This is a genomic window from Collinsella sp. AF23-2, from assembly GCF_003459245.1.
Taxonomy (GTDB): Bacteria; Actinomycetota; Coriobacteriia; order Coriobacteriales; family Coriobacteriaceae; genus Collinsella.
On sequence record NZ_QRVG01000001.1, the window covers coordinates 166,954 to 188,728 of the forward strand.

The 21,775-nt window shown below is 60.6% G+C and carries 18 protein-coding genes; 12 read left to right on the top strand and 6 right to left on the bottom strand.

Annotation, left to right across the window (positions count from 1 at the left end):
• Positions 1–240 precede the first annotated feature (240 nt).
• On the top strand, positions 241–948 hold the full coding sequence (locus DWY03_RS00760) for a hypothetical protein (protein ID WP_117839695.1): 708 nt from the start codon (positions 241–243) through the stop codon (positions 946–948).
• Between the two features lie 223 nt (positions 949–1,171).
• On the top strand, positions 1,172–2,542 hold the full coding sequence (locus DWY03_RS00765) for an amidohydrolase family protein (RefSeq protein WP_231500729.1): 1,371 nt from the start codon (positions 1,172–1,174) through the stop codon (positions 2,540–2,542).
• Positions 2,543–2,675: 133 nt separating this feature from the next.
• On the opposite strand, the gene DWY03_RS00770 is transcribed toward DWY03_RS00765, so the two are convergent.
• The 4 genes from DWY03_RS00770 to DWY03_RS00785 form a co-directional block, all read right to left on the bottom strand.
• Positions 2,676–3,149, bottom strand: a complete 474-nt coding sequence (locus DWY03_RS00770; protein ID WP_117839697.1) for a hypothetical protein — start codon at positions 3,147–3,149, stop codon at positions 2,676–2,678.
• A gap of 147 nt (positions 3,150–3,296) precedes the next feature.
• Positions 3,297–3,569: a metal-sensing transcriptional repressor gene (locus DWY03_RS00775; protein WP_055285698.1), complete on the bottom strand. Its 273-nt coding sequence runs from the start codon at positions 3,567–3,569 to the stop codon at positions 3,297–3,299.
• Between the two features lie 38 nt (positions 3,570–3,607).
• Positions 3,608–3,829 carry a heavy-metal-associated domain-containing protein gene (locus tag DWY03_RS00780; protein ID WP_006235338.1) on the bottom strand — a complete coding sequence of 74 codons (222 nt, stop codon included), beginning with the start codon at positions 3,827–3,829 and terminating at the stop codon, positions 3,608–3,610.
• 147 nt (positions 3,830–3,976) lie between these two features.
• Positions 3,977–6,319, bottom strand: coding sequence for a cation-translocating P-type ATPase (locus DWY03_RS00785; protein ID WP_117764949.1), 2,343 nt, complete (start codon positions 6,317–6,319; stop codon positions 3,977–3,979).
• Positions 6,320–6,869: 550 nt separating this feature from the next.
• On the opposite strand from DWY03_RS00785, the gene DWY03_RS00790 reads away from it, so the two are divergent.
• The 8 genes from DWY03_RS00790 (at position 6,870) to DWY03_RS00825 (ending at position 16,358) form a co-directional block, all read left to right on the top strand.
• Positions 6,870–9,140 carry a DEAD/DEAH box helicase gene (locus DWY03_RS00790; RefSeq protein ID WP_187364953.1) on the top strand — a complete coding sequence of 757 codons (2,271 nt, stop codon included), beginning with the start codon at positions 6,870–6,872 and terminating at the stop codon, positions 9,138–9,140.
• Between the two features lie 1,001 nt (positions 9,141–10,141).
• Positions 10,142–10,654, top strand: coding sequence for a PTS glucose transporter subunit IIA (locus DWY03_RS00795; RefSeq protein ID WP_158558588.1), 513 nt, complete (start codon positions 10,142–10,144; stop codon positions 10,652–10,654).
• Between the two features lie 18 nt (positions 10,655–10,672).
• Positions 10,673–11,527, top strand: coding sequence for a PRD domain-containing protein (locus tag DWY03_RS00800; RefSeq protein WP_231500728.1), 855 nt, complete (start codon positions 10,673–10,675; stop codon positions 11,525–11,527).
• Positions 11,528–11,626: 99 nt separating this feature from the next.
• Positions 11,627–13,243 carry a PTS transporter subunit EIIC gene (locus DWY03_RS00805; RefSeq protein WP_117839699.1) on the top strand — a complete coding sequence of 539 codons (1,617 nt, stop codon included), beginning with the start codon at positions 11,627–11,629 and terminating at the stop codon, positions 13,241–13,243.
• A gap of 3 nt (positions 13,244–13,246) precedes the next feature.
• On the top strand, positions 13,247–14,629 hold the full coding sequence (locus DWY03_RS00810; RefSeq protein ID WP_117634836.1) for a 6-phospho-alpha-glucosidase: 1,383 nt from the start codon (positions 13,247–13,249) through the stop codon (positions 14,627–14,629).
• A gap of 108 nt (positions 14,630–14,737) precedes the next feature.
• Positions 14,738–14,959, top strand: coding sequence for a hypothetical protein (locus DWY03_RS00815; protein ID WP_117839700.1), 222 nt, complete (start codon positions 14,738–14,740; stop codon positions 14,957–14,959).
• A gap of 215 nt (positions 14,960–15,174) precedes the next feature.
• Positions 15,175–15,396: a hypothetical protein gene (locus DWY03_RS00820; protein WP_117757910.1), complete on the top strand. Its 222-nt coding sequence runs from the start codon at positions 15,175–15,177 to the stop codon at positions 15,394–15,396.
• Positions 15,397–15,446: 50 nt separating this feature from the next.
• Positions 15,447–16,358, top strand: coding sequence for a CPBP family intramembrane glutamic endopeptidase (locus DWY03_RS00825; RefSeq protein ID WP_158558589.1), 912 nt, complete (start codon positions 15,447–15,449; stop codon positions 16,356–16,358).
• On the opposite strand, the gene DWY03_RS00830 is transcribed toward DWY03_RS00825, so the two are convergent.
• The gene (locus DWY03_RS00830; RefSeq protein ID WP_231500727.1) at positions 16,355–18,493 is read right to left on the bottom strand and encodes a YgiQ family radical SAM protein; all 2,139 of its coding nucleotides are present in this window, start codon (positions 18,491–18,493) and stop codon (positions 16,355–16,357) included. The genes DWY03_RS00825 and DWY03_RS00830 overlap by 4 nt on opposite strands.
• Positions 18,494–18,743: 250 nt before the next feature.
• Between DWY03_RS00830 and DWY03_RS00835 the strand changes: the two genes are divergently transcribed.
• Entirely contained in the window at positions 18,744–19,463 is a 720-nt protein-coding gene (locus DWY03_RS00835) for a YoaK family protein (protein ID WP_117839703.1), read from the top strand.
• A gap of 82 nt (positions 19,464–19,545) precedes the next feature.
• Here the strand turns inward: DWY03_RS00835 and DWY03_RS00840 are convergent, their stop codons facing one another.
• Positions 19,546–20,082, bottom strand: coding sequence for a hypothetical protein (locus DWY03_RS00840; protein ID WP_117639794.1), 537 nt, complete (start codon positions 20,080–20,082; stop codon positions 19,546–19,548).
• Between the two features lie 415 nt (positions 20,083–20,497).
• On the opposite strand from DWY03_RS00840, the gene fucO reads away from it, so the two are divergent.
• Positions 20,498–21,664, top strand: a complete 1,167-nt coding sequence (gene fucO / locus DWY03_RS00845) for a lactaldehyde reductase (RefSeq protein ID WP_022094861.1) — start codon at positions 20,498–20,500, stop codon at positions 21,662–21,664.
• Positions 21,665–21,775: the final 111 nt, after the last annotated feature.

Sequence of the window (21,775 nt, forward strand, 5' to 3'; positions counted from 1 at the left end):
TCTTGGGCTGTGGTCACCTGTTGTTTCTGTGGTGGCTGCGGGCATCTGGCTCAAAAGGGTTGGTTGGCTGTCTATGTCTACCTGCGGTTTTGTTGCGGTGCACATTTTCGGTCAAGCTTTTCGTCAAGTGTTTGGTCAGCATCTGGTTTGCAGTCGGAGGCCTATTTTGCCCGCGCTGGTCGTGGCTGCCCACCCTCCTCGTAAGCTCAAATTGAGGTCCATCAGTTTGAGGAGGATGCCATGACTGACCACGCTTTTGACCGAGCAGAGCTGGCTGAAGCCGTCGGCAACGATATTGCCGACATGGCTCACTTTTGGATGCTGCGGAAGTTTCAATTTCTGGAGCCGGCACGCGAACAGTTCGAGATTATCGTCGACCCGTGGCTCAGCTATTGCGAGGAACCTTCTCAAAACGAAATCATGGCCTACAACATGGCGTTTACCGATTGGCTGCTCTTCGAGCGCCCCTATCGCCATGGCAAAACGCTGCTCGAGCTATATGTTGACGAGCCGCCGGCATCGCTTTCGCCTGCCTCGCTCAAGCGGCTCGAGCGGGTACGCGACACGCAGTATTTCTCGCGCTTTGGCATTTTGGACAAGAATCCTGCGTCCGGCATGGTCGTGCTGAAGGACACGCGCACCGATCATCGCTTTGATGTCTACGACCCGCATATCGTGCAGAAGGAGCATTGGAACGACGGCGCGATTGCGGTGCGCCTCGCCTGCGTCGACGATGTCTGGCTTACGGCGGGACAGCTCTACCTGTATGACATCGCGCGCCTGAACGACACGGCGGTCGACGGACCGGGTGCGGTGCATCCCGAGGATCTGCAGGACGGCTTTGACACCTCGTGCATCAGCTTCTTCTTGCGTCTGGTCCGCGACATCATGGGCGCCCAGGGACGGTACGTAAAGTCCCTCAACATCTACGAGCAGGAGTGGGAGTAGGAGCTGCTGATAAGTCTCGATGTGTAACGTTTAACGGCCTGGGGGGCGGCCTAACTGTTACAGATTGAGGTGTTTCGTCAGCACGGCCGAAGTATCGCCACGCTGTCTCCGTTTGCCCTCACATCTCTCTCGTCCCTCCGTTAACCGATATGCTCGACTTTAGGTCGCTGCATTGGGTGATAATGGACAAATGTTCAAGTTAATCGTGAGGGAGGAGCTCGATATGGCATCTGCCGATCGTCCCACATTGTTTATCAATGCGACCATTCTGGATGGTTCGGAGCATATGGAGCCGCAACCCGATATGGCCGTGACTGTTGAGCGCGGCGTCATCACCTGGATGGGGCCGAGTGCTGTGGCGCAGGCGCCCGCGGGTGCCGAGGTTATCGACCTGGGCGGTGCGTATCTCATGCCCGGTCTCATCAATATGCACGCGCACCTGTGCGGCTCGGGCAAGCCTGTCTCGGCCGGCGATGCGGGAGCGCTGATGAAGAAGCTCGATAATCCCGTGGGGCGTGCCATCGTCCGCCGCATCCTCAAGGGCAGTGCCCAGCAGCAGCTGGCAAGCGGCGTGACCACGGTGCGCGGCGCGGGCGACCCGCTGTTTGCCGACATTGCCGTGCGCGACGCTATCGACGCCGGTAAGTATCAGGGTCCGCGTCTGGTAGCGCCGGGAACGGGCGTCACGGTGCCGGGCGGCCATGGTGCGGGCTTGTTCGCCCAGGTGGCCAACAGCCCCGTCGAGGCAGCCGAGCAGGTGCGAGACCTGTATGCGCGCGGTGCCGATGTCATCAAGCTGTTCGTGACGGGCGGCGTTTTCGATGCGACCGAGGTGGGCGAGCCGGGCGTGCTGCGTATGCCGGTGGAGGTTGCCGCGGCGGCGTGCAAGGCGGCGCACGAGGTGGGCCTGCCGGTTATGGCCCATGTCGAGAGTACCGAGGGCGTGAAGGCCGCGCTTGAGGCCGGCGTCGATACGATCGAGCACGGTGCCCCGATGACGCCCGAGATCCTGGAGCTGTACCGTGGCGCCGCGGGCACGCAGCTCGAGGGACGTGCGCCCAGCGTTACCTGCACGATCAGCCCGGCGCTAGCGTTTGTATTGCTCGACCCGGAAAAGACCCATTCGACCGATACGCAAAAGAACAACGGCGACATCGTGTGCTCGGGCATTATCGAGAGCGCTCGCGCCGCCCTGGATGCAGGCGTTAAGGTGGGCTTGGGCACGGACTCAAGCTGCCCGTTCGTGACGCAGTACGACATGTGGCGCGAGGTGGCCTATTTTGCCAAGTACGTGGGCGTGAGCAACGCCTTTGCGCTGCATACGGCCACGCAGGTCAATGCCGAGCTCCTGGGGCTGGGCGGCGAGACCGGTACGATCGAGTGCGGCAAGGCCGCCGATATCCTGGTGACGCGCAAGAATCCGCTCGATGATCTGTGTGCCCTGCGTGAGCCGGTACACGTAATGTGCCGCGGCAATCTGGTGCGCAAGCTGAAGGTGAAGCGCATCCCCGAGGTGGATGCCGAGCTCGACGCGATTATGGCCATGCCTGCCGCAGCGCTGGCTGAGGAGCTTGCCCGCGACGGCGTGGCGTAGATGTGACAAAGGGACAACTCCATTACCGCATGCAAAAAGCCGAGGTCTCAACACGAGGCCTCGGCTTTTTTATCGAACAAATACTTAAGATTTGGGACAAACAAACCTGATTAATTTGTCCCGCGTGCGGGCGCTAGGAGCGGGTTTCCATCTTGGCGTGGCACTTGGGGCAGGTGACGCGGATCTTGCCTTTGCCCTTGGGAACAGAGAGCATCTGGCCGCAGTTGGGGCACTTGAGGTATGCCGTGGTTTTGCGGCCCTTCCACATCTTCTTGGCCGTGCGCTTGGCGCGCTCAAAGTCTTCCTTGCTCGTTCCGGCTGTGCGCGAAGCGTTGGCCGCCGCAGCGCCGCCGCCCAAGCTGGCGACGAATTTGCCCAAGCCAGGGACGTTCGCGGTCGCGGCGACAAAGGCCGCGTTCTCCTTGCGACGCGCGTCGATGTTCTTGGACAGGCCGCGCAGCACGCCGATCACGATGACGGCGATGGCGATCCAGCTGAGCCACTGGATGCGAGCGAGCGATCCGATCATTGCGATGACGATGCCGGTAAAGCCCATCACGATGGTGAGCTCGTCGGCGCCGTTGCGGCCCTTCATAAAGTCATTCATGCGAATTGCCTTTCGTTCGATATACCGCACGCCTTTATACCCGATTTAGAGCAAGGGGGACAGGTTAATCTACACCAAGGTGGTGCAAACATACCTATCCCCGATACACCAAGATGGCGCAAAGAAGTCTGCCCTCAATGTCCCCAATTATTTGGAGAGCTTGTCGACGACGCGTTCGATCTCGGCGAGCTTGGCGGCTTTGAGGTCTTCGTCGCCCGATTCGATTGCCGAAGTCACACAGCCCTCGATATGCGCCTTGAGCACGTCGGCGTTGATGCGCGCAATGAGCGCCTGTGTGGCCATGAGCTGCGTGGAAATATCGACGCAGTAACGGTCCTCATCGACCATCCGCAAGATTCCGTCGATCTGGCCGCGTGCCGTCTTGAGCATGCGGGTCACCGATTTGTGGTCTGCCATCATGGCGGGTCCTCGTTTCTGGTCGGGGTGCGCGTGAGTCGTTACGCGGCGGTTACGGACAGGGCGTGGAACTTCTCGCCGGCGCCCTCGACGGCGGCAGCGAGCTGCTCGGCGGTCACGGTGTCGGCGCACTCAACCTGGACGGTCTGGGTCTCGTGGTCGGCGTCGGCGTCGGTCACGCCGGCAACGTTGAGCAACGCCGTCTCGACGGTGGCGTCGCAGTGGCCGCACATGAGGCCGGAAGTCTTGATTGTGTAACGCATGGGTATTCCTCTCTGTTGTGTCGGCTTTCCCAGGCACCCGACCTTGACCTTCAAGCCGTCGCTCGCGTACCAAAGTACGCGTTGCTCCTCTTTCAGGTCAATCTCGGGCACCTGGAAAACCCGTTCTAAATGGACGTCATAGTGATCCTATTTTGCCACTTTGGGCTTAAAGGTTCGCAGGCGCAGCGCATTGCTTACGACGCACACGCTCGACAGGCTCATGGCCGCAGCTCCAAACATCGGCGAGAGCTGCCATCCGGTGAGCGGGAAGAACACGCCCGCGGCGAGCGGAATGCCGATACCGTTGTAGAACAGTGCCCAGAACAGGTCCTGCTTGATGTTGCGGATCGTGGCGCGCGACAGCTCGATGGCGCGGGCGACGTCCATGAGGTCGCTGCGCATGAGCACCACGTCGGCGCCCTCCTTGGCGATGTCGGCGCCGGTGCCAATGGCAAGGCCCACGTCGGCGCGCGCCAGGGCGGGGGAGTCATTGATGCCGTCGCCCACCATGGCGACCTTGCCGCCCGCATCCTGCAGTTCGCGCACGTGGCGTTCCTTGTCGGCGGGGAGGACGTCGGCGATAACCTGTTCGCTGGTGAGTCCCACGCGGCGGGCGATGGCCTCGGCCGTCACGCGGTTGTCGCCGGTGAGCATGCGCACGTCGACGCCGAGCTTGCGGAGCGCGGCGATGGCCTCGGCGCTCGTTTCTTTGACCTCGTCAGCCACGGCAATGGTGCCGGCAAGCTCGCCGTTCTTGGCAAAGAACAGCGGCGTCTTGCCCTCGGCAGCGAACTTCTCGGCAAGACCGGCGGGCACCTCCGCGCCCAGCTCGTTCATCAGGCGCACGTTGCCGGCTGCGATGACATTCTGCCCCTCGCGTGCCGTAACGCCTCGCCCGGGCACGGCGGCAAAGTCCTCGACCATGCGCGCGACGATTCCGCGCGACTCGCACTCGGCCATAATCGCCTCGGCCAGCGGGTGCTCGCTCGAGCGCTCCAGCGCGGCGGCCAGCTTGAGCAGCGCCTTTTCGCTCATGGCGGGCGAGCCGTCGGCGCGTGCGGCAACCACGATATCGGTCACGGCCGGCTTGCCGCGGGTGACGGTGCCCGTCTTGTCGAGCACGACGGTGCCCACGCTGCGCAGGTTCTCTAGCGCCTCGGCGCTCTTAAACAGAATGCCCATTTCGGCGCCCTTGCCGGTGCCCACCATAATGGCGACGGGCGTGGCCAGACCCAGTGCGCACGGACAGCTGATCACCAGCACGGCCACGGCGGAGGTGAGCGCCTCGTTTATGCTGCCGGTCAGTGCCATCCACACCGCAAAGGTCACGGCCGAGATCACGAACACCACGGGCACGAACACGCCGGCGACCTTGTCGGCCATGCGGGCGATGGGCGCCTTGGTGGCGTTGGCGTCCTCGACGAGCTGGATGATCTTGGCGAGCGATGTCTCGGCACCCACCCGCGTGGCGCGGAAGGTAAACGAACCGGTGCGGTTGACGGTGGCGGCGTTGACGGTGTCGCCGGCGGTCTTTTCCACGGGGATGGACTCGCCGGTGAGCGCACTCTCGTCCACGGCCGAGCTGCCTTCGAGCACCACGCCATCGACGGGGATGGACTCTCCGGGGCGCACGCGCAGGACCTGGCCGGGAAGGATGCTGTCGACGTCGACGGTGGTTTCGGTACCGTCGTCGGCAACGACGGTCGCGGTCTTGGGCGCCAGGTCGATCAGCGCCTCGATGGCGCCGCCGGTTTTGGACTTGCTGCGCGTCTCGAGGTATTTGCCCACGGTGACGAGCGACAGGATCGTGCCCGCACTCTCAAAATACAGGTTGTCCATGCCCGTCATCATGGCCTCGTGCACCTGACCTGTGGCCAGCTGGTCGGCCATGATAAACATGGCATAGAGCGACCAAGCGATGGAGGCGGTGCCGCCGACGGCGATGAGAGCGTCCATGGTGGGCGCGCCGTGCACGAGTGATTTGAAGCCGTTGATAAAGTATGCGTCGTTGACGTAGACGATGGGGATGAGCAGGACAAGCTCGGTGAGGGCGAGCGTCATGCTGTGGATGTGGTCCGTGCAGATGCCGGGCAGTGGCCAACCGAGCATGTGCCCCATGCCTATGTAGAACAGCGGGATGAGGAAGGCGATCGAGACGATGAGGCGGGCGCGCATGGCAGAGGCGGCGGCCTCCAATTTTTTGGTGGGCGACTCCATGTGGGCGGCGCCGGACCTGACCTGCGTGTTGCCGCTTGAGCCGGCGGCACCGGTGCCCGCATCGACGGGTGAGGCCGAGTAGCCCGCACGGTCGACGGCGGTGCAGATATCGTCGGAGGTGACCTGCGCGGGGTCATAGTCGACCATCATGGAACCAGCGAGTAGGTTGACCGCGACGCTTTGGACGCCGTCGAGTTTGCTTACGGCGCGGTCCACGTGCGCCTGGCAGGCGGCGCATGTCATGCCGCCCACGTCGAACTTATCTTGAGCCATGGCTTCTCCTTTCCGTGGTTCGGTGTTGGAATTGTTAACCTGCCGATACTATACACCCATACCCCCAGGGGGTGTCCAGTGGAGGTGAGAATGTATGACATTTCGCTACAGATGCGGGTGGCTGCTCAATCGTTGGCAGCTCATGTCAAACATCTCGATCTGTAACATCTAGCGGGGAAAATGACCTCTAACTGTTTCAGATCGAGATTATGTTTTGCGATGTTTGAGTTCGTCTCAATCTGTAATGTGTAGACCCGGTTTTGTCTCGTAACTGTTACAGATTGAGACAATCGGCCCCGACCGCCCCGTCATCTGTGGTTTACGTGGGGGCATGCGAAGCACGGGTATACTAACCCGCGGCGAATCTGCTCCATCGCTTAGAGCTGCTGCGTCTGGACGGCGCGTGATAGGGCTGCCAAAGCGATCGCCAGCGTGCTGAGCAACGTCCTCTCTGTGCGCACCTGTTTTTGTATGTATTAGCGCACTACCAAGCACGCCCGCGCGGCCGCATGCCGTGCTCATTGCGCGTGCAGATAAGGAACAACAACATATGCGTAATTCTGTATCCGACGTCACGGACGCCGAGATTCTGGACGAGACCCGCGAGGCCATGACCCAGGCTGCCTTCGATGCTGCCGACGAGGCCAGCGCCGCCCAGGCCGTCGAGTCCGCTACCGAGAGCCTGCCCGCCTTTGACGAGCTGGGCCTTTCCGACGAGATGCTTCGTGCCATCGAGAACCTGGGCTACACGGCGCCGACGCCCGTGCAGGCCGGCTCAATCCCCGTGGTGCTCGAGGGCCGCGACCTGCTTGCTGCCGCTCAGACTGGCACCGGCAAGACGGCCGCTTTTTTGCTGCCGACCATGAACAATCTGGAGCACATCGCTCCTCCCAAACCCGTGCGCGAGCGCGGCGGCCGCAACCGCCGTCGCGGTGCTAAAAAGCCCGAGGGCAACGGCCGTGGCCCCGTGATGCTCGTCATCACCCCCACGCGCGAGCTCGCCCAGCAGATCGACGAGGTCGCGAGCAAGATCGCCGACGTCACGGGCCACGTTGCCGTGACCGTCGTGGGCGGCGTGAGCTACAAGCCGCAGACCGCGGCGCTCAAGTACGGCTGCGACATTCTGGTCGCCACGCCGGGCCGTCTGGTCGATCTGATCGAGCAGGGTGCTTGCCACCTGGACGAGGTCAAAGTGCTGGTACTCGACGAGGCCGACCGCATGCTCGACATGGGCTTTTTGCCCGCCGTCCGCCGCATTGTGCGCGAGACGCCGGCCGAGCGCCAGACGCTGCTGTTCTCGGCGACGCTCGACGAGGAGGCCGTGGGCGAGATCACCGACCTGGTGAGCGACCCGGCTCGCGTGGAGATCGCGCCCGCCACGTCGACCGCCGACACCGTTGACCAGCTTGTGTTCCCGGTGTCCATCGAGGCCAAGAACAACCTGCTGCCCGAGTTCCTCAAGAAGGAGGGTCCGGAGCGCACTATCGTCTTTATGCGCACCAAGCACCGCGCCGACAGCTGCTGCCGTCGTCTGGAGCGTAAGGGCATCAAGGCCGCCGCGATTCACGGCAACCGCAGCCAGGCCCAGCGCGAGCGTGCCCTTTCGGCCTTCCGCGACGGCACCGTCGACGTGCTGGTGGCAACCGACGTGCTCGCCCGCGGCATCGACATTAGCGACGTGCGCTACGTTGTGAATTTTGACGTGCCGGCCGAGCCGACTGACTATATCCACCGCATTGGCCGTACGGGCCGCGCCGGCGAGCTGGGCTGGGCCATCACGTTTGTGACCGAGCAGGACGTGGACGAGTTCTACGAGATCGAGAAGCTCATGGACAAGACCGCCGACATCTACGAGGCCGGCGACCTGCACGTGGGTCCCAACCCGCCCGCGGTTGATCCCGAGCGCGACCCTGCGGCCTTTAAGGCGAAGAAGAAGACCAAGCGCGGCAAGTCCAAGAGCAAGAAGAAGCTTGAGCAGGCGCGTCGCGACGGCAAGCGCAACGGCGACGATTACGGCGATGTTGCCGGTCGTTCCAACCGCGGTCGCGACGAGCGCCGCGGCGACGGCGAGCGTCCGAGCCGTCCCAAGCGCGGCGGCAAGACCCGCGTGCGCGAGGGCGTTCAGGCTCGCGTAGACGAGGCTGTTGAGAGCGTGGCCCGCGAGGTAGCTGCCGAGGAGCGCGGCGGTGCCGCTGCCGTCGAGCAGGCCCCGCGCGGTAACCGTGCCGAGCGTCGTGCCAAGCAGTTCCAGGGCGAGGCGCATCGCCGCCGTCGCGAGGATGGGGATCGCGGTGGCCGTCGTCGTGTCGAGCGCGAGGACGAGGGCCGCGGTTCGCGCGGTGGCAAGCGCGGTTCGGGTGACCGTCGTCGCTCCGGTCGCGATGGCGAGCGCGGCGGGCGCGATGAGCGCCGTGGCGGCGAAGGCCGTGGCTCGCGTGACGAGCGTGGTACCCGCGGCGGCGAGTCCCGCGGCGGCAAGCGCTTTGACGAGCGCGGAGGCCGCGAGGGCGGCCGCGGTGGCGAGCGTCGCGAGGGCGCTCGTGGCAACGGTGGTCGCAGCCTCGCCGGTCGTTCGAATGAGTCGCGTGATCGTCGCGATCCGCGTGCCAGCCGCGATCGTCGCGATGACTGGCGCAACTACGACGACACCCGCGAGGAGCGCCGTGGCGGCTATCGCGGCGGGCGCGGCGGCAACCAGGCCGGCTCCCGCGGCGGTCGTGCCGGCGGTCGCGATAACCGTAGCAGCTATGGTAACAATCGTGGCGGCAAGCGCGGCGGCAGCTCCCGTCGTCCCGGCGACGGCGGCGGCAAGCGCAAGTAACACACGTGTCGCGCGGTAAGGCGAGATGAATTTGGACCCCGAGCAGACTATGCTCGGGGTCCTTTTTAGTGGGCGCAGTTTGAGGTGGGCCGGCTCCCTAACGAAAATGCACGGAGACGGTCGCGGCAAGAGATGTGGGCTATCGGCTTAGTTGGAGATTCGCGTATGCGGGGTTCTGGCATCGACGGAGAACGTGAAACTCCCCACTGACACGCGGCGGCTGCGGTGCCCGGGCGGATACGCCAGGGATTCCGCTCGCCGTCTGGCACCCCTGCTGCCATTTGGCTTTCACGCTCGCATTCTTTTGGATGTGAGCGTGTTTTTTCACGGCATGCACGGGTCCCCTCGGGTGCACCGTGCATTTTTGGGAGTATTCAGCAGGCCGGGGCGGCTGCATACGCACCGGAAGCGTCTTTTTGGGCCAGCGAGATCCTTCGACAGACTATTTGGGTTGGCGGACGGGGTCCGGCGCGGCGATATCACACGTTTCGCGTCGCGCCGGGCCCCAAAATGACGCCGATTGCGCGGCTTCCCCGATTCGCGGCGTCGCCGACGGGGACCGCGATGCTGAATACTCCGGTTTTTGCACGGTCCAAGCGGGGGTACGTTGGGACGGGAAGGGGTGCCCCCGTCTTTTTATGCATGACGCAAGCGAAATTATGCAAGACAATAGGGCACCATGCACCGGATACCCAGATTGGGGGCGACATGCGCCGCGATACGGGGTCGGGTGCCTCACCGGGAATAGCCACGAGGGTTACAAAACTATAGAGACATCCAAATATCGCCTAAAAACCGTTTATCGGAGAATAAATACCGTTCACCGGTCATAATGATTGTTCTGGCTTTGGGCTTATCTACAATAGGTCCCGTAAAAAGAAATGCGGAAGGTTACCGAGTCCCTCGGACGTGGGCCTAACCAAAGTCTTTGAACGGGTGTGTCTCTATGGATGCATTCGCTTGATTTTGGTTGGGCTATATTTATGAAGGGACATGCCACCATGGGTTTCTTTTCTCGCCTGATGGGCGGTTCGGATGAGCAGAAGACTGCATCTTCCGAGTTCGAAATCCTCGCTCCCGTTTCCGGCGAGCTTGTTCATCTGGAAAAAACCAATGACCCCGCTTTTAGCAGCCGCGCCGTGGGCGATGGCGTTGCCGTGGTTCCCCAAGAGGGAACGGTGTGCGCTCCTGTTTCCGGCACCGTCGCGGCGTTGTTTCCGACTGAGCACGCGCTGGGCATCATGTCCGACGACAGCTCTGCTCAGGTGATGCTGCATATCGGAATCGACACTGTTAAACTTGAGGGCAAGGGCTTCCATGCGCTTGTTGCTCAGGGTGACCATGTCGACGCGGGCCAGCCCCTCGTCGAGGTCGATTTCGACGCGGTCCGCGCCGCCGGCTTCGATCCCACGGTCTTCGTTATCGTGTGCGAGCGTTCGGAGAACTCGACTCTTCGTGAGCACGCTTCCGGCCCTGTTGCTGTTAAAGAGCCTGTCGTCTGGCTTTCCGAGTAAATTCTTGTGGTGGGTACCGTGGTTATCAAGCGAGTTTTCAACAATAACGTCGCAATGGTCACTTCGGACGATGGCTCCGAGCTCATTGTCATCGGTCGAGGCCTCTGCTTTGGCCGTCATGCCGGCGACGCTGTCGATGAAGCATCGGTCGAAAAGACCTATGCACTGCAGGAGGGCACTTCTCAGGATTCGCGTACGATTGACCGCTTGGCACATCTTTTGGAGTCCATTCCCACCGTCAACCTCGTGATTGCCGAGGACATTGTTCAGATGCTCCGTCGAGAGCTCAATGTTGATGTCAACGACAAGATTCTCATTGCTCTTGCAGACCATATCAGCCTTGCTTTGGAGCGTGAGCGCAAGGGCGTCTCCTGTGAGAATCCGTTGCTGCTCGAGATCCAGCAGTTCTATCGCAAGGAGTATGCGCTTGCGGGCCGTGCGCTGCAGATTATCAAGGAGTATATGGGCTTCCAGATGAGCGAAGAAGAGCAGGGTTTTATCACGCTGCATATCGTCAACGCCACCATGCCGCAACGCTCCGACCGTCTTATCATCTCGGTCCAGCTTGTTCGCGACGTGCTCGCGATTGTTTCCGAGCGCTATGCCACGACCCTCGATGACACCTCGCTGCCTTATGAACGCTTCGTTCGTCACCTGCAGTTTTTCGCACAGCGGGCGCTCGATCCTGCGGCCGGGCAAATCAATGGCGACGCGCTGTTCCGAATCGATGAAACGGCGTATCCGTGCGCATTCTCGTGCGCGGAGTCAATTGCCGACCACTTAGCGTCTACCTATAACGTTGTCGTTACCGATGCCGAGAAGAGCTATCTCGCGTATCACATTGTTAACCTGCTTGGAGAACCTGGTCTCTAGGCATAACGTGCCCACACATCGATTGATATAAGGCAGGGCTTATGGCCTTGTCCAGGGCACATCTGTCTCAATTTGCGGAAAAGGAAGGGGAGTACCGCTATGACCGCAAAAAAGAAGTTCAATTTCAAAGCGCCGTTGGAGGTGTTCGCGAAGTCAATCGTTCAGCCGATGATGTATCTCTCGGTTGCCGGCATTCTGCTCATCGTGGGCATTATTCTGACCAACAAGACCATCTGCGCCGTGATCCCTGTGCTGGGCTCCGGTCCGTTCCAGCTTGTGGGCGCCGTTGTCTATCAGTCGCTGATGTTTATCATCAACAACCTCTCGATTCTGTTCTGCGTGGGCATCGCCGGCGCCATGGCAAAGAAGAACAAGGGCCATGCTTCGCTGATCGCCCTGATGTCGTTCTTCCTGTTCCTGCAGGCTAACAACATCGTGCTCAACGCCACCGGCTCTCTTGCCGAAGCGAGCGGCATGCTCGGCCTTACCGGAACCGGCCAGAGCACCGTTATGGGCATTCAGGTGCTCGATACCGGCGTGTTTGGCGGCATCATTCTTGGTTGCATCACCGGTGCCGTGTTCAACAAGTACTCGAACAAGCAGTTCCCCATTGCTCTTTCGATGTTCTCGGGCGTTCGCTTCCCGTTCCTGATCATGATCATCATTTCCTGGATCATGGGCGCTGGCTTCTGCATCGTTTGGCCTCCGGTTCAGGGTACCATCTCCTCCGTTGCCGGCATCATTAAGGAGTCGGGCAACATCGGTCTGTTTATCTACGGCATGCTCAACAAGCTGCTCGTTCCCACCGGTCTGCACCACCTCATCTACACCCCGTTCCAGTTCTCCGATGTGGGCGGCACCCTTACGCTGGGCGATCAGGTTATCGCCGGCGCCTATCCCATCCGTGTCGCCGAGATGGCAATGACGGGCCAGCCCTTCTCCGATAGCACCTATTTCAACAGCTACACCTTCAACAACCTGTGGCCCTACATCGGTATCGGTCTCGCCTTTATCTTCACCGCTTACAAGGGGAACAAGGATAAGACCAAGGCCGTTATCATCCCGCTGATCATCACCGCCGTGCTCTCCTGTGTCACCGAGCCCATGGACTTCCTCTTTGTCTTTGCCGCTCCCGTGCTCTTTGTCGTTCACTCGATTCTTTCCGGTATCTTCCTGGTTCTGCTCAAGGTCCTCTCCGTGCCCGCTTCGACTGCAGGCGGCATCATCAACATCGTGGTTTCCAACCTGGTCCTCGGTGTCGACAAGACCAACTGGCCGGTTATGCTGGTGCTTGGAGTCGTCAACGCCGCTCTGTACTTCTTCCTCTTCACCTTCCTTATTAAGAAGCTCAACCTCCACACGCCTGGTCGCGAGGAAGAGTCCGAGCTTGCTGAGTCCGTTGCCGAGGGCGAGGCCGCCGCGTCTGTCGCGGTGAAGCAGGGCGCTGTTGCCGCGGCCCCCGCAGAGGGCGTCGATGCAGGCATCGCCGACCTGGTCGCAGGTCTTGGCGGCAAGGACAACATCGAGGAGCTCGAGAACTGCTTTACGCGTCTTCGCGTGAACGTTAAGAACCCGGACCTCATCAATGAGGACCTCATCAACCACGTGCCCAACAGCGGCATCAACCGCAACGGCAACAATATCCAGATCATCTTTGGCATGAAGGTCGCCGAGATGCGCGACAAGGTCGAAAACGCAATTGAGAAGGAGCAGTAAACAATGATCATTACTCTGTGTGGTGGCGGATCCACCTTTACCCCCGGCATCGTCAAGTCCATCGCTCTGCGCAAGGACGAGCTCGACGTTGACGAGATTCGTCTGTACGACATCAACGAGGAGCGCCAGCGCAAGATCGGCGTGCTCGTGGACTGGATTTTGCACGAGGACCTCGGCCTGGACATCAAGCTCACGGTGACCACCGACAAGGAGACTGCCTTTACGGACGCGAGCTTCGTGTTTGCCCAGATGCGCGTGGGCGGCTATGCCATGCGCGAGCAGGACGAGAAGATTCCGCTGCGTCACGGCTGCGTGGGCCAGGAGACTTGCGGCTGCGGCGGCCTTGCCTACGGCATGCGCACCATCTTCCCCATGGTCGAGCTGATCGATGACGTCGAGAAGTACGCCAAGAAGGACTACTGGATTCTCAACTACTCCAACCCCGCTGCCATCGTGTCCGAGGGCTGCCGCGTGCTGCGTCCCAACGCTCGCATCATCAACATCTGCGACATGCCGATCGCGATCATCGACGTGGTTTGCGCCGCGCTCGATATCGACAAGAAGGATGTCGAGTACGATTACTTTGGCCTCAACCACTTTGGTTGGTTCACCTCGATCCGCCACAAGGGCGAGGAGGTGCTCCCGCAGCTGCGCGAGTACATCAAGGAGCACGAGATTCTGCTGCCCGATTCGTACCTCAAGGGCATGGGCTCGCTGATGTCCAAGAAGCCCGAGGAGGCCACCGACGAGCACCCCGAGCAGAACCGCCACACCAAGGGCAGCTGGTACTACGTCTGGAAGGGCGAGTACGAGATCATGGAGTGCTTCCCGGAGTACCTGCCCAACACGTATCTGAACTACTACCTGCAGCAGAAGGAGTTCGTCGAGCATTCCAACCCCGAGCGCACCCGTGCTAACGAGGTCGAGGAGACGCGCGAGAAGAACCTCTTCGACGGCATCGACCACTACGAGAAGACGGGTGAGATCGACGAGAGCACGTTCTATGCGGGCAGCCACGGCGACTGGATTGCCGACCTGGCTATCGCTCTGAAGAACGACACCAAGCAGCGCTTCCTGGTCATTTGCGAGAACAAGGGCGCTATCCCCAACATGCCCTACGACGCCATGGTCGAGCTGCCTGCCTACATTGGCAAGAACGGCCCAGAGGTCATCAGCCGCGACAACATCCCGCTGTTCCAGCAGGGCCTCATGATGCAGCAGCTGAACTCCGAGAAGCTCGTGGTCGAGGCCACGATCGAGGGTTCGTACGAGAAAGCGCTCAAGGCCTTTACGCTCAACAAGACCGTGCCGTCGATGAAGGTCGCCAAGGAAGTTCTCGACGACATGATCGAGGCCAACAAGGACTTCTGGCCCGAGCTTAAGTAATGACAGAAGGTCGCCGGCGCAAAAGAGTCACTGACCACATAACTTGAACAATGCCCCGTTCGTGCACTTGCGCGGACGGGGCATTGCCGTTTCGCGCAAAGGGCTGATATGGGGGATGGGCAGCGCCGTCGCGTCGAGATTGCCCGAGCCCAGCTGTGCCCGGGCGGTGCGGTGATTCTGGACGAGCCCTTTACCGGCCTGGATGTCGCCGCGCGCGATACGACGGCCGAGGTCGTGCTCGACCTCCTCGATGACCGCACACTCCTGTTCGCCACACACGACGCCTCCGACGCTCAGGCCCTCGATATCTCGGACATCATCACGCTCTAAATACTAACTCAGCAACAAAATGATCCGTTTTCCTCCGTCCCCATGGGGTCGGGTGTGGTATTCTATCTGCGGGGTAATACTTAGGAATACCAAGTAATACCAACGCCGCAGAAACAAACTCCGGATGCGGGCCAATCGGGTTGCCTTCACAGCCCGTCGCCCAGCCGCGTGGCCCGCATCTATCCGCACCACCGTCGTTTCAAAAAGGAAGCGCCATGGCAGAACACATGACCCCGGTTGTCGCGAAGGTCTTGCCCGAGGAGAAGGCAGCCTTCGCGGCGGCAACCCAGCTCGTGGGCACCACGCCGTCCAACGCCATCCGCATGTTTATCGCCGCGTTCAATCGTTGCGGCACCTTTCCGTTCGACATCTCGCCCAACGGGGCCTTCGGCAAAGACTGTCCCCAACAACTAGTCGTTGAAGAACGTCCCCAATGACTAGTCGTTGGGGACGTTCTTATATGACTACCCGTCGAGAGGAGGTTGGCATGCTCAATGCGATGATTTGGGCGCTTGCCTGTTTTGGCGTCGTCGCTGCCGATATAGCCCTGAGCGTCGTTTTGTTCTCCGCCCTTGGCGTCGCATCGGTGTTCATGGGTTTTTCAATCGATGACCTCGACATTCAATTGCTTCAGGCCGTCGCGCAGACGGTATCGTTTTTGATGGCGCTGCTGTGGTGGCGTTATCTGTGGCCGCGCTCGTTTATGGCGCGCTGGCAGGGCGAGCGCCCGCTTGGCGGGGGAGCAGGCAAAGCATGGAGGCGCATCGTCTGCGTTATCGTGATCGGCCTTGCCCTGCAGGTGGTCGTTGGCTACGTGACCGACGCCGTGCTGTCGCTGTTGCCCGAGGTCGCGACCGATTACAGTGAACTTGTCGAGGAAACAGGCATGGGCGACACGAGCTACCTGGCCGTCCTGACCACGGTGCTCGGCGCTCCGTTTTGCGAGGAGTTGCTGGTGCGTGGCATCATTTTTGAGTTTTCGCTCCGAGCATTTAACCCGCAGTGCCGTCCGCTCTGGAAGTGCCGGCGTCGTGCGGGTGCGCAGGACGGCGCCATGGTGCCTTGGGCGGCCCCGAGCACGTGGGGTATCGCCACGGCGGTCGTGCTGCAGGCGGCGATCTTCGGTTTTATGCACATGAACTGGGTGCAGGGCTGCTATGCGGGCGCTGCCGGCCTCATTTTTGGCTGGGTGCTCGTGACGACCGGAAAGCTCCGCTACACGATCCTGCTACATTTTGCCTTTAACGCCGGGTCGTATCTCATGACGTTGCTCTGGTTTGTGAACACGCCGTTCGACGTGATAATCACGGTCGCAATCGCCGGCGTGATCCTGGTGGAGGCAATGCGCTCGCTGCGCCAAGCGTGTGGGATGGACGCAGCGAGTGCACCACTTCGCTAGTTGCGGCGACCGCCTCCGTTGGCACCCTGACGCCCCTGAGCTGCGCGGTTGCGGCCTGCGGTGTTCTGCGCGCGCGACATGCCGCCGTGGCCCTTGCTGCCCTTAGGCCCCTTGCCAGCGCCGGCGCCGCCGTGTACCTTGCCGCCCTTCTTGCCGGTGCCATGCCCGCCGCCGGCAGAGGTCTCGCCCGGGCGTGGCGGCACGGGGCGAATCAGGCAATGCTTGGTGTAGCCGATCAGATCGCGACGGCCAGCCTTTTCCAGTGCCTCGCGCACGAGCTTGTAGTTCTCGGGCTTGCGATATTGGATGAGCGCGCGCTGCATAGCCTTCTCGTGCGGGTCGCGCGCCACATAGATCGACTGCATGGTGCGCGGGTCAACGCCGGTGTAGTACATGCAGGTGCTCATCGTGGACGGTGTGGGGTAGAAGTCCTGTACCTGCTCGGGCATGTAGCCCATGTCGCGCACAGCCTCGGCAAGCTCCACCGCTTCCTTCATCGTCGAGCCGGGGTGGCTCGAGATCAGGTACGGAACCACGTACTGCTTGAGTCCGTATTCACGGTTCAAGCGCTCAAATTTGCGACAGAACGCGTCGTAGACGGCGCGGCTCGGCTTGCCCATTACGGAGAGCACGGCGTCGCTCACATGCTCGGGTGCTACGCGCAGCTGGCCCGAGACATGGTGTTCCAAAAGCTCGCGCAAAAACTCGTCCGAGGTATCGGCCATGGTGTAGTCAAAACGGATGCCGCTGCGCACGAAGACCTTCTTGACGCCTGGCAGCTGGCGCAGGTCGCGCAGCAGCTGCGTGTAGCCGCTCTCATCGACCACCATGTTCTTGCATACGCTCGGCCACAGACAGCGCTTGTTCTTGCACACGCCGTGCTTGAGCTGTTTGTCGCAGGCGGGACGGCTAAAGTTGGCCGTCGGTCCGCCCACGTCGTTGATGTAGCCCTTAAACTCGGGGTCGCGCGTGAGCAGCTCGGCCTCGCGCATGATCGAGTCGTGGCTGCGCATCTGCAGCACGCGGCCCTGGTGGAAGGTGAGGGCGCAAAACGAGCACTCGCCAAAACAGCCGCGGTTGGAGCTAATGGAAAACTTGATCTCGGCAAAAGCCGGGACGCCGCCCGCTGCGTCGTAATCGGGATGCCAATCGCGTGCGTAGGGGAGTTCGGCCACCTCGTCCATCTCCTCGGTGGTGAGGGTGGCGCTCGGCGGGTTCTGCACCACATAGACGCTGTTGGGGTAGGGTTCTACCAGGCGATGCCCGGTGATGGGATCCATGTTCTGCTGCTGCACGTTAAAGCTGCGGGCGTAGTTGAGCTTGTCGGCAGCAAGGTCGTCCCAGCTGGGCAGCAGGTCGTAGTCGTAGACCTCGTCGAGCGAGTTGGTACGGTAGACGGTGCCGTTGATATAGGTGATTTGGTCGACGGGCAGGCCCGCGTCGAGCGCGTCGGCGATCTCGACGATCGCGTGCTCGCCCATGCCGTAGATGAGGATGTCGGCGCCCGAGTCGAGCAGCACCGAGCGCTTGAGCTTATCCTGCCAGTAGTCGTAGTGGGCCAGACGACGCAGGCTCGCCTCGATGCCGCCGATGATGATGGGCGCGTCCTTGAACGTTTGGCGGATGAGGTTGCCGTAGACCGTGACGGCGCGGTTGGGGCGGTGCCCCTCTTTACCGCCAGGGGTGTAGGCATCGGTGTGGCGACGATGCTTGGTCACCGAGTAATGGTTGACCATGGAGTCCATGTTGCCGGCACTGACGAGAAAGCCCAGGCGCGGCTCGCCGAGCACGGTGATGCTGGCGGGGTCGGTCCAGTCGGGCTGACAGATAATGCCCACTTTGTAGCCGTGCGCGTCGAGCACGCGGCTGACGATGGCCATGCCAAAGCTGGGATGGTCCACGTAGGCGTCGCCGCAGATGTAGACAAAGTCACACTGGTCCCAACCGCGCGCATCCATGTCGGCGCGGCTGACGGGGAGGAACTTATCGCGGCCCGGGCGCCAGGGGCGGGCGGGCGCTGCCTGGGCATGAGTGGCGTGGCCACCCTGGGCCTTGCCGCCACGCTTTTGCTGCTGGCCGCGCTGGGCATGCTTGCCGTGCTGGTTGTGCTGAGCGTCCTGGGGCTTTTTTGCCACGATCCCTCCCGGTGTTTGTATGCTGCACGTAATTGTAACCAGTCTTTTTGGGACGGGGCTAAAAAGACTGGTGGAGTACACGAGGTCTCGGGTGTCGGTGCCGCGCCCGCCGTTTGTTTCCAGACTGTGTATCTGCGCGTTGGAGAACCCGTCTCGCGCACACGCCATGTTGTCAATGGGTTACAGTATGAACGGCGGCTATGTCTCCGCCAACGCACGAGAGGGTCGTCAACAAGGAGGATGCACGACGATGCAGCGTGCCAAACAGATATCGGAGTCTATTGAGCTGGGCATCATCTTAGCGCTCGCCGGTGGCTTTATGGATGTGTATTCGTACATTGGGCGCGACCATGTTTTCGCCAACGCGCAGACGGGCAACATCCTGCTGGTGGGCGTGAGCATCTCGGAGGGCAACTGGGCTCTGGCGGGACGCTATTTCTTTCCCGTGGTGTCGTTTGCCGTGGGCATTATGCTTGCCGACCTGGTTCACGAGCGGTTTGGCAGTGTGATTCACTGGCGCCAGGTGACGGTGTTCTTTGAAGCCGTCATCTTGCTGGGCGTGAGCTTTATCCCCGGTGGCGATTTCAACCTGCTCGCCAACTGCCTTACCTCGTTTGCTTGCGGTATGCAGGTCGAGAGCTTCCGCAAGATCCACGGTCACGGCATCGCTACGACCATGTGCATCGGCAACTTGCGCAACGCCCTGCAAAACGTGGACGACTATATCATCACCCACAAGCGCGGCTTTTTGGAAAACGGCGCACTGTACTTTGGCGTGATCTTCACCTTTGTGTTTGGCGCCGTGCAGGGCAACTGGTGCATCGAGCGCATGGGGCTGCACGCCATTGCGGTGGCGAGCATGCTGCTGTTTATCGCGTTTGCCATCATGTTTATCGATCGCGAACGCGACTTGCACAGGAAATGGGCCCGCATCGTAGCTGACTGGCAGACCACGAGTCTTAAGCGCTAAGGTGCATGTTCGTAACAACATTCAGGAGCCAGAAAAAAAACTATCTAGCTCCTGAATGTTGTTACGAACTGCTTTTTGCAATTTATTCGAGATGCTCTTCAATCCGAGCCCTCAGAAGGGCAATGGCTGTGGGTATTCCAATTGCGGCGGCTAATTCGGCTTTATCCAAAACCTGTATGTTAAAGCACGATTGTTTATCACATTGAAGGACGTTAACTGAAGATAGCTTCACTTCCCGTTGACTGAATATATCGTAATCTCCAAATAGGAAGTTACCTTTTATTGTGTAATTCGGTATGTTCGTTACGCACTTCATCTCAAGTCTGTTTAGGCCATAATCGAACACCGCAACTTCCTTGTGTTCGATGATGAGCGCAACCCTGGGCATGTTACTAAAACCACCGTCGACGACAGTAAAGAGCTTTTCATTTGCATCGTCATAAACGGTGTATTTAAGACTCAATAGCTGTCCTAGTGGACCCGTGAACCCATGTCTTTTGATGTTGAGGTTGTCTCCCGCTGGGTTGACGAGAGCCAGAGCATGCGGATAAGGGTTACCTTCAATTGAGATTCGATATTCGTTTGTAGCCGTCTTGCTCGATTTAGGACCAGTAGCCATCACGCGTCATCGCCTCGATCGAATTGGAACCGTCTTCTGCTTCGTGCGGAGAATTACGCTGTACGTTGCAGTACATGCAGCTGCAATAACCGCATGGGCAATTTCTAACAAAATGAATGACACTATTTGCTGCATGCATATTAATTACTATAAAGTATCCTTTTATAAACGTATTGTCAAACATATATTGCTAAAACAGAAACAATTTATAGGCTGAGTTGGTCGTATCCTTTGGGCGATTGCTCCTATAATCTAGCCTTCGCTGCTGTCGGGAGGGAAGGACTGGGGCTCCGTTATTATGTTGAAACGCTTTAACAATTTTGACGTTCTCACGTGTTTTTGGTTTCAAAAGCGTTAGGATGGGACTCATAGCGTGGGGCGTAATGGGTGCCCCGCACACGATGGGAGGCTATCAATGGCTAATCGTTTCGTTCTCAACACCATTTCTTATCATGGTTCCGGCGCCATCAAGGAGATTCCCGGCGAGCTCCAGCGTCGCGGCTACAAGAAGATCTTCGTCTGCTCCGACCCCGATCTGGTCAAGTTTGGCGTTACCGCTAAGGTGACCGACGAGCTCGACGCCGCCGGCATCGCTTGGAGCCTCTACTCCGAGATCAAGCCCAACCCCACTATCCAGAACGTCAAGGACGGCGTCGAGGCCTTCAAGGCCGCCGAGGCTGACGCTATCGTGACCATCGGTGGTGGCTCCTCCATGGACACCGCAAAGGCCATTGGCATCATCATCAACAACCCCGAGTTTGCCGATGTCCGCAGCCTCGAGGGCGTTGCTCCCACCAAGAACCACGCCGTGTTCACCATCGCTGTGCCGACGACCGCCGGTACCGCCGCCGAGGTGACCATCAACTACGTCATCACCGACCCCGAGAAGGTCCGCAAGTTCGTGTGCGTCGACACCAACGACGCCCCTGAGGTCGCCGTCGTCGACCCCGACATGATGGCCTCCATGCCCGCCGGCCTGACCGCTTCTACCGGCATGGATGCTCTGACCCACGCCATCGAGGGCTACACCACCAAGGGTGCTTGGGAGCTCTCCGACATGTTCCACTTTGAGGCCATTAAGCTGATCAGCGAGAATCTGCGCGACTCCGTTGCCGAGGCCAAGTCTGGTCAGCCCGGCTCCGGCCGCGAGGGTATGGCTCTTGGCCAGTATGTCGCCGGCATGGGCTTCTCCAACGTCGGCCTGGGCATCGACCATGCCATGGCTCACACCCTGTCTGCCCACTACGACACTCCGCACGGCGTCGCTTGCGCCATGCTGCTGCCGATCGCCATGGAGTTCAACAAGCCGGTTTGCGCTGAGCGCCTGGCCAAGGTTGCCGTTGCCATGGGTGTTGACACCACGGGCATGAGCACCGACGAGGCTGCCGACGCCGCCATCGCCGCCGTCAAGCAACTCTCCGCCGACGTGAACATTCCGCATGTCTGCGAGGCCATGAAGGCCGACGAGATCGAGGTCCTGGCCAAGGACGCCATGGCTGACGCCTGCTTCCCGGGCAACCCGCGCGAGGCGACGCTCGACGACGTCATCGAGCTCTTCAAGAAGATCTGCCCGGCTGCCTAGCCCAGTTTGGTGGTCCTTCGCCCGTAGGCGTATGGTCTTTTGACTTGCTGCTGGCCCCGCCGTGCTACGCGCGGCGGGGCTTTTTGTGCCGCGCCGATGCCCCAAGATGGG

Bases quoted from the DNA above. Each gene is read 5' to 3' on its own strand.
- DWY03_RS00775 (WP_055285698.1), bottom strand. From the start codon at position 3,569: ATGATGGCAGACCACAAATCGGTGACCCGCATGCTCAAGACGGCACGC.
- fucO (WP_022094861.1), top strand. From the start codon at position 20,498: ATGGCTAATCGTTTCGTTCTCAACACCATTTCTTATCATGGTTCCGGC.
- DWY03_RS00805 (WP_117839699.1), top strand. From the start codon at position 11,627: ATGACCGCAAAAAAGAAGTTCAATTTCAAAGCGCCGTTGGAGGTGTTC.
- DWY03_RS00840 (WP_117639794.1), bottom strand. From the start codon at position 20,082: ATGGCTACTGGTCCTAAATCGAGCAAGACGGCTACAAACGAATATCGA.
- DWY03_RS00760 (WP_117839695.1), top strand. From the start codon at position 241: ATGACTGACCACGCTTTTGACCGAGCAGAGCTGGCTGAAGCCGTCGGC.
- DWY03_RS00795 (WP_158558588.1), top strand. From the start codon at position 10,142: ATGGGTTTCTTTTCTCGCCTGATGGGCGGTTCGGATGAGCAGAAGACT.
- DWY03_RS00790 (WP_187364953.1), top strand. From the start codon at position 6,870: ATGCGTAATTCTGTATCCGACGTCACGGACGCCGAGATTCTGGACGAG.
- DWY03_RS00785 (WP_117764949.1), bottom strand. From the start codon at position 6,319: ATGGCTCAAGATAAGTTCGACGTGGGCGGCATGACATGCGCCGCCTGC.
- DWY03_RS00780 (WP_006235338.1), bottom strand. From the start codon at position 3,829: ATGCGTTACACAATCAAGACTTCCGGCCTCATGTGCGGCCACTGCGAC.
- DWY03_RS00770 (WP_117839697.1), bottom strand. From the start codon at position 3,149: ATGAATGACTTTATGAAGGGCCGCAACGGCGCCGACGAGCTCACCATC.
- DWY03_RS00820 (WP_117757910.1), top strand. From the start codon at position 15,175: ATGGCAGAACACATGACCCCGGTTGTCGCGAAGGTCTTGCCCGAGGAG.
- DWY03_RS00825 (WP_158558589.1), top strand. From the start codon at position 15,447: ATGCTCAATGCGATGATTTGGGCGCTTGCCTGTTTTGGCGTCGTCGCT.
- DWY03_RS00815 (WP_117839700.1), top strand. From the start codon at position 14,738: ATGGGGGATGGGCAGCGCCGTCGCGTCGAGATTGCCCGAGCCCAGCTG.
- DWY03_RS00765 (WP_231500729.1), top strand. From the start codon at position 1,172: ATGGCATCTGCCGATCGTCCCACATTGTTTATCAATGCGACCATTCTG.
- DWY03_RS00810 (WP_117634836.1), top strand. From the start codon at position 13,247: ATGATCATTACTCTGTGTGGTGGCGGATCCACCTTTACCCCCGGCATC.
- DWY03_RS00835 (WP_117839703.1), top strand. From the start codon at position 18,744: ATGCAGCGTGCCAAACAGATATCGGAGTCTATTGAGCTGGGCATCATC.